Annotated in this window: 8 protein-coding genes; 4 read left to right on the forward strand and 4 right to left on the reverse strand. The window is 35.2% G+C overall.

Annotated elements, in window-relative coordinates; genetic code table 11:
* The first annotated feature begins 121 nt into the window (after positions 1–121).
* The gene (locus C502_RS0117515; protein ID WP_023274834.1) at positions 122–1,168 is read left to right on the forward strand and encodes a YagK/YfjJ domain-containing protein; all 1,047 of its coding nucleotides are present in this window, start codon (positions 122–124) and stop codon (positions 1,166–1,168) included.
* A gap of 71 nt (positions 1,169–1,239) precedes the next feature.
* Here C502_RS0117515 and C502_RS0117520 read toward each other — a convergent pair whose 3' ends face one another.
* Positions 1,240–1,599, reverse strand: a complete 360-nt coding sequence (locus tag C502_RS0117520; RefSeq protein WP_018680066.1) for a hypothetical protein — start codon at positions 1,597–1,599, stop codon at positions 1,240–1,242.
* 114 nt (positions 1,600–1,713) lie between these two features.
* Between C502_RS0117520 and C502_RS0117525 the strand changes: the two genes are divergently transcribed.
* Positions 1,714–2,130, forward strand: coding sequence for a hypothetical protein (locus tag C502_RS0117525; protein ID WP_018680067.1), 417 nt, complete (start codon positions 1,714–1,716; stop codon positions 2,128–2,130).
* A gap of 553 nt (positions 2,131–2,683) precedes the next feature.
* Here C502_RS0117525 and C502_RS0117530 read toward each other — a convergent pair.
* Together C502_RS0117530 and C502_RS0117535 are read right to left on the reverse strand one after the other, a co-directional pair.
* Positions 2,684–3,619: a replication initiation protein gene (locus tag C502_RS0117530; RefSeq protein WP_018680068.1), complete on the reverse strand. Its 936-nt coding sequence runs from the start codon at positions 3,617–3,619 to the stop codon at positions 2,684–2,686.
* 198 nt (positions 3,620–3,817) lie between these two features.
* The gene (locus tag C502_RS0117535; protein WP_018680069.1) at positions 3,818–4,243 is read right to left on the reverse strand and encodes a plasmid replication DNA-binding protein; all 426 of its coding nucleotides are present in this window, start codon (positions 4,241–4,243) and stop codon (positions 3,818–3,820) included.
* Positions 4,244–4,414: 171 nt separating this feature from the next.
* Here C502_RS0117535 and C502_RS0117540 point away from each other — a divergent pair, with 171 nt between their 5' ends.
* Positions 4,415–4,822, forward strand: coding sequence for a hypothetical protein (locus C502_RS0117540; protein WP_018680070.1), 408 nt, complete (start codon positions 4,415–4,417; stop codon positions 4,820–4,822).
* A 103-nt stretch (positions 4,823–4,925) separates the two neighbouring features.
* Here the strand turns inward: C502_RS0117540 and C502_RS0117545 are convergent, their stop codons facing one another.
* Positions 4,926–5,354 (reverse strand): hypothetical protein, encoded by a 429-nt coding sequence (locus tag C502_RS0117545; protein ID WP_018680071.1) that lies wholly within the window; start codon positions 5,352–5,354, stop codon positions 4,926–4,928.
* Positions 5,355–5,553: 199 nt separating this feature from the next.
* Here C502_RS0117545 and C502_RS0117550 point away from each other — a divergent pair, with 199 nt between their 5' ends.
* Positions 5,554–6,117 carry a recombinase family protein gene (locus C502_RS0117550; protein WP_018680072.1) on the forward strand — a complete coding sequence of 188 codons (564 nt, stop codon included), beginning with the start codon at positions 5,554–5,556 and terminating at the stop codon, positions 6,115–6,117.
* The last annotated feature ends 152 nt before the right edge of the window (positions 6,118–6,269 follow it).

A 6,269-nucleotide genomic window follows, 5' to 3' on the forward strand; every position in this document is an offset into this window, starting at 1 on the left:
CTTATGCCAATTGAGAGCTTATTTTTGGTTCTTATGTTATTAGCTTTATATATCTAACAGTGCTTAGGTCTATCTATATCAAAAGCCCTATCTGTAGATATTTATTAGACCTTGTTTTGATATGGAAATGCTACCTAGCTTTAGTGAAGATGATTACTCATTTCTAATAGAGTCCTCTTATTACCTAGATACAGAGAACAATCCAAGTCAGATACAGCCTGCTATAGGTGAATCCTATATTCATGTAGGAGAGCTAGCCTTAATCGAAAAGAACTTAATTAAGTTAGCCTCTGATCAACGCAATAGGATTAATGAGAACACCTATGAATTATTGCTTAATCTAAAAAAGCAAAAGGATGTTATTCAAAACCACTTCGCCTTAAACACATTTTCGCCGTATGTGAACTTGTTTTTTGATGTAGCCAATACAGCTAGAGAAGAAAATTACTCAGATATAGAGTTTTTAGAGCATCTTAAAAAAGATATAACAGGAGATCAGTTTAAAAAAGAAATTCAACAAAAGCGCAAAGCTATCAGCAAGAATAAACGATCATTATTGCGCTATATAGACTCCTTATTTGAGTATCGTTCGAGGCTCTTGGTTCTTCGTATTGATTTTAGCTATCAAAAAGATGCTGGGGGATTCTTTACAACATCAGACGGTGAAAGAATTGATCTAATCTTTGGAGCTAAGAATAAAGACCTTCTAGAAAAATGGTCTATTGAAGTAAGAGAACAACGTAAACAACTGATTAAAAACTTAAAGAAAAAGTATAAAAAAGACTTGGTCGGATATGTTTGGAAATTAGAGTATGGTGCAGATAAAGCATTCCATTATCACATGATTTTTTTCTTGGATGAGTCTCACCATAGACAAGACGTTAAAATTGCTGAATCAATTGGTGAAATGTGGAAGCATGAAATTGCTCAAGGAAAGGGCATCTATTGGAACTGTAACGCCAAGAAAAAACACTTTGAAAAGAATGGGTGGATAGCTACAGGAAAGATTAAACATGATGACCATGAATTAAGAAAGAATCTTAATCACATGGCATCGTATTTAACAAAGCCAGATTACTTTGTAAAACTAACTTTATCAGATGGTGCAAGAGCTTTTGGAAAAGGCGGTAAGCCCCAAAAAATTAAAGCTGGCAGACCACGGAATTAAAAGATTTTCAGATATACACTATCTAAGAAAAACTACATCCATAGACTCCAACATCAGTACACGTTATTCACTTACCATGCACAGACTTTAAAATCACTTCCAACCCAACAAGCTTTCTGCTTGGTAGATCTTATTGCCTGTCCCCAACGAGAGTTATTTGCACCTTTGAGCGAACCGCTAACTTCAGCCACACCCGGCTCAATGATATATACACTGACATCCATAATGTTGCGAAAAAGAGGCTTATTCTTATTTAAGTTTGTTAGATAGAAGGAACCCCCTTCACTCGCATTAAAACTACATTTGCCTTTAAATGTAGTTTTACCCTGTTCATCAATTTGACATGTCACTGTTTTAGGTGCTGCTATTAAATTTGTACTTAGGCTTAATACCCCAAAACTAACAAGTAAAGCTGCTATCGTTTTTTTCATGTGATTACACTCCTTTTAATAGAAGATATATCACATTTTCATTGATTTAAGTTGACTTAGTATTTAATTAAAAGTTTAATTTCCACTCAAACTAAAATCACATGAAAAGTCATTATGAAAAATTTAATCAATATTCTTGGGGTAGCATTACTAGGATTTGGAGCAAATTACTCACACGCTGAAGGAATCGGAACTTTTATTAACCAAGACAATGCAACAGCTTCCTTCAATTGTGCTTACAAAAAAGTTATAGCTAGCAAGAAATGCACTGTCAGTATTTCCAACATAAAAGCATCTACTGCAAGAACAAAACAATTCTTTGGAACAAATGGCTCTCATCCTTTGTTAAAGATCAAATGGCCTGATAATGATATTAGCCAATATGCCATCTTAGACAGTAATGAACTTTGGAACTTAGAGGACAATAAAAGTTATAACTTTAAAACCCTTCCTCAAAATGAATTTGATTTAGACCTTAGAAAAGGATTAATAATCGAATCAAACAATAAAGAACATATTCGCCTTTGGTAACTCTTCAGTAAGCTATAGCCAAGAACTAAATTAAGAAAAAGGAATGATTAAAGAAATAAGCCTAATGAAGTAGCAGCAACCCAAAAAGTGACTGTTATCTGATTGTCGATAGTATGTTGCTCTACTAATACTCCTAGCTTCATAGATCGAGCTGAATCAGCTACAGCCCCACGCTTTGACTTTATATATTAAGCAAAAACTTTATGTCCCTTCTTAAAATGAGGAATAAGTGTTAGTGCAACAATAATTTCGGGTAAATACAGCATAGTAAGAAGAGATGGCGACAAGACCAAAAAAACTAAACTAAAAACTTTCCATTTAAAATCACGCTGTCTAAAAAACCAAGGAAAGAGACTAACCAAAGGTAAAACAAAATGGAGAAGAGTAGGAATCATAATGTTAAGATAAGCTATTAATTTTAATTAAAAAATAATACTTTTATTCATTAAAATTAACAAGATAAAGTTAAATAAATTAAAGTTAATAAAAACGTATGAAATATAAAAAAAGTGAGATTCTAACAAACTTACAAAAAGGCTGTTATCTGATAAGGCTATTGTCCCACCCCTGAAAGCCAACGTGTAATCGTCTTCCTATCAACTTCCAATTGTTTTGCAATCTGGGTGTTGTTCATACCCTTGGCCTTCATTTTAAGTGTTTGCTCTCGCTTAGCAGCGTACGCTTGACCTTTAGCTTTACCGCCCTTAGCACCACGCTTGGCTTGAATCTCACTGAAATCTCCATAGCTAAATCGTTGCCAAACCCACTTAGCAATGCTCTTAGCTGTGGCTTTCACTTCGCTATACGGTAAAGGTTGCTCAAAACTGTTGTTAATCGCTTCAATTTGCGCTTTAACAGCTCGTTCCCACTCATGGCTAGAGTAATGGTGCATATAGTCTCTAATCGCCGTATACGCCCAATGACGGCCTTTCTCAAACATTGTGACATTGCGCCCCAGACCTACAACTTCTAATTTTTTAGGAATCTTCTTCGGTAGGTCTACAAAGTCAGCAAGGTAATCGAGCGAATATGCACGATCAACCCAGAAGGTTGTCCGCCATTGAGGGTGTAGAGGGTTTTTAGTAATTAACTGCGAGTAGCTAAGATCTGCACCTAACTTGAGTGCATAAGCGTAATAAACTGACTGTGCGTACTTAATCGCTTTGATACTTGCAAATTCGCTTGTACAGAGTGGTATTTCAAGTTTGTAGCAGTGGTGACAGTGACCATTCTTAAAATTCTGAGTAGTCCATAACGGCGCAGGCAAGTTTGCATCAAACCACGATAAAGCAGAATCTTCCTTGTCATCATCAAAGATAAAGTAAATGGTCATAAGCGGTGGATTAACTTGGATATAAGGTTTTTTAACCGCAATGCCTTTTGGACGGATGAGCATGTATGCTGGCTTATCATCCATGCAATACGGCTTATTCGGTAAGCTTTCGAATAGGTCTAGCTGTTGTTTAGTGTAATTTTTTGCGGTTTCCATGCTTCTTACGCTTGAGAAATCCGCCTTTACCTGTAGAATGTTTTACAGACGCAAGACGGATTAAACCCCTAATTGTTGTTTACAGATACAAGCCCTTGATTGATGCCATTCCGCCAAGTTTGAACATCACAAGGGCTTTTTCATGTTTGCAATATTTGTATCATAATTCCATGTAGATACGAAATTTCTAACGCATAATTATCCAAACAACTTAGAAAGAAGTCCTTTCTTTTCACTATTTTTGTGTTCAATCAATTTCTGATCTAATTGTTGTTTAAGCCATGCTTCATTTGCTTTGACATATTCCAATTGTTTTTCTAACTGCTCAACTTGCGCTTTTAATTGTTCAATTTGTTGTTCCAACAATTGCTCATTATTGCTCTTTAGATGTGCTACTTCTTGTTCTGATCCTTGTACTGTTTGCTCTCTACTGTTCAATAGCTCGGTGACGGCTTTCTCTGTAGCTTTCTTGTCTGTTTTATTTCCGAATAAACGCACCATATCCTGAGCTGATACAAGCCCTTCACTATCTTTTGTCATATCACCTTTCTTGATACGAGCATAAATTGTATTACGACTCACCTTGAATAATTTACTTGCCTGATTGATGGATAGCTTGCTCATAATTGATCATTCTTGTTTTGATTAATTGAACATAAATATACAGTAATTAGCATGTTCAAAATTATCAATGTTGTGAGGTCTTTTATCTTCTGATAATTAGAATACTCACACTCTCTCAATTAGAAATAATTATGTTAAGATTTAAAAATATTTACTTTATAAGACCTTAGCGTGAAAAAAATATTAACTATTTTAGCATTAACTATTAGTACCTCTAGCTTTGCTGGGCTACCTGAAATGATGAAGGTATATAACAATCCTAAATCAGCTCCACAAGTAGCAACATGTAAGCGTAATACACAATGTAATGCCTTTGTTGCCCTAGCAAATCAATGGCAAGCTATTCCTAACAACTATCGTTATCAGGGCTTTGATATTAAAAAACAAGCTAAACAAGGCGATGGATATGGCTTAAATAAAGGGTTTAGTCTAGCCACAGATAAAGCTACCGCTTTATCAGAAGCAGGGGACAACACTTTTTATTCTGGTGGTAGTCAGAGCGTAGCAAAGGAACGTATATTTGCTCAAGGTTTGGCAGTTCTTCTTTATATTGAAGATAAGAACGGTTGGACATATTAATTAGTTTAGAAGGCTAGATAATCTAGCCTTCTTCTACAACATTGTAATATCTTGAGAAAATACAAAAAATAATTTACAGGCTCTCGGCTCAAGTTCTACAAACTCAACATTCAGCTAAAATATTCTTTTTTAAAGATCCTGATGAATCTATAACATCACTTACTTTACAGTCATTTCCATTGCATTTTAGGATGTAAGTCACAGAACTTTGTTTATTCCATTTCCCTTTTCCTAAAGATACTTTTACTTTGTTTTGTCCAACTTTAGAAAACTGTAAAGGTACATTGAACTCAGGATCTTGCGATTGCCACATCACATCTTGCCAAAAGCCACAAACTTCACCATTTCTAGCATGTAAATTAAAGGCTTTCTTTAGTGAAGCATCACTATGAAGTTCAATAACTTGCATACCTTCTTCAGATTTTTTACCTAAGCTATACATATCTTTAACTGTTTGAATATATGGATCACTTGCAGCAAATACAGATTGAATAGAACAAAATAGTACAACCATGGCTAAAACTTTATACATTTGGATCTCTTATATTTAGAAAGTTTTAACCATTATCCATTATCCGAATAATTTAGACAATAAAACCTATCAATAGACCACGGTCTAAAGATAGGTTTAAAAGCCAGTACAAAGCCCATGCTTAGGCTATCAATAGGGTTGTATTTAAATTTTGATATGATACTATCATGAAATCTTAGACTTTATTGATAATAAAACTATGTTAATTGGATATGCACGCACAAGTACTAAAGATCAAGAATATAGCCTAGAGGCTCAAATCCAACGACTAAAGGAAGCTGGCTGTGAAAAGCACTATCAAGAACAAGTATCAAGCGTAGACGCAAAAAGAGAGCAATTAGAAGCAGCCTTAGATTACATCAGAGAGGGTGATGTCCTTGTCGTCACTAAACTAGATCGTTTAGCAAGGTCTGTAGCAAACACAGTAGAAATTCAAAAGGCTTTAGAAAAGAAAAATGCAGGACTAAAAATCCTTGATATGGACATTGATACAACTACCCCAACAGGAAAGCTACAGTTCAACTTATTAGCAGCAATTGCTCAGTTTGAACGTGAAGTGATGTTAGAGCGCCAACGAGTAGGAATTGAGAAGGCAAAAGCAGAAGGGAAGTACAAAGGACGTAAATCTATTTCGGAAGAAAAGAAAAAGAAAATCCTAGAGCTTTTAGCTGAGAATGGTCAAACCAAGGAAGCCATTGCTAAAGCCGTTGGGGTTGGGGTTGCCACCGTCTACAGGGTAAAAAGTGAGCTATCTTTAGGGTAGAGAATATTTACTCAAAAATAATTCAATTAAATCAAAATGATCCTACTAACTTTTAATACTTTTTCTTACTAAACTGTGGTACATTTTTGGCGCAAATTCCCCTCCCTGTGGAGAGCGATTTTTAACCACTCTCCATCTATCTGAGGGGATTT

Source organism: Acinetobacter tjernbergiae DSM 14971 = CIP 107465 (genome assembly GCF_000374425.1).
Classification (GTDB): domain Bacteria; phylum Pseudomonadota; class Gammaproteobacteria; order Pseudomonadales; family Moraxellaceae; genus Acinetobacter; species Acinetobacter tjernbergiae.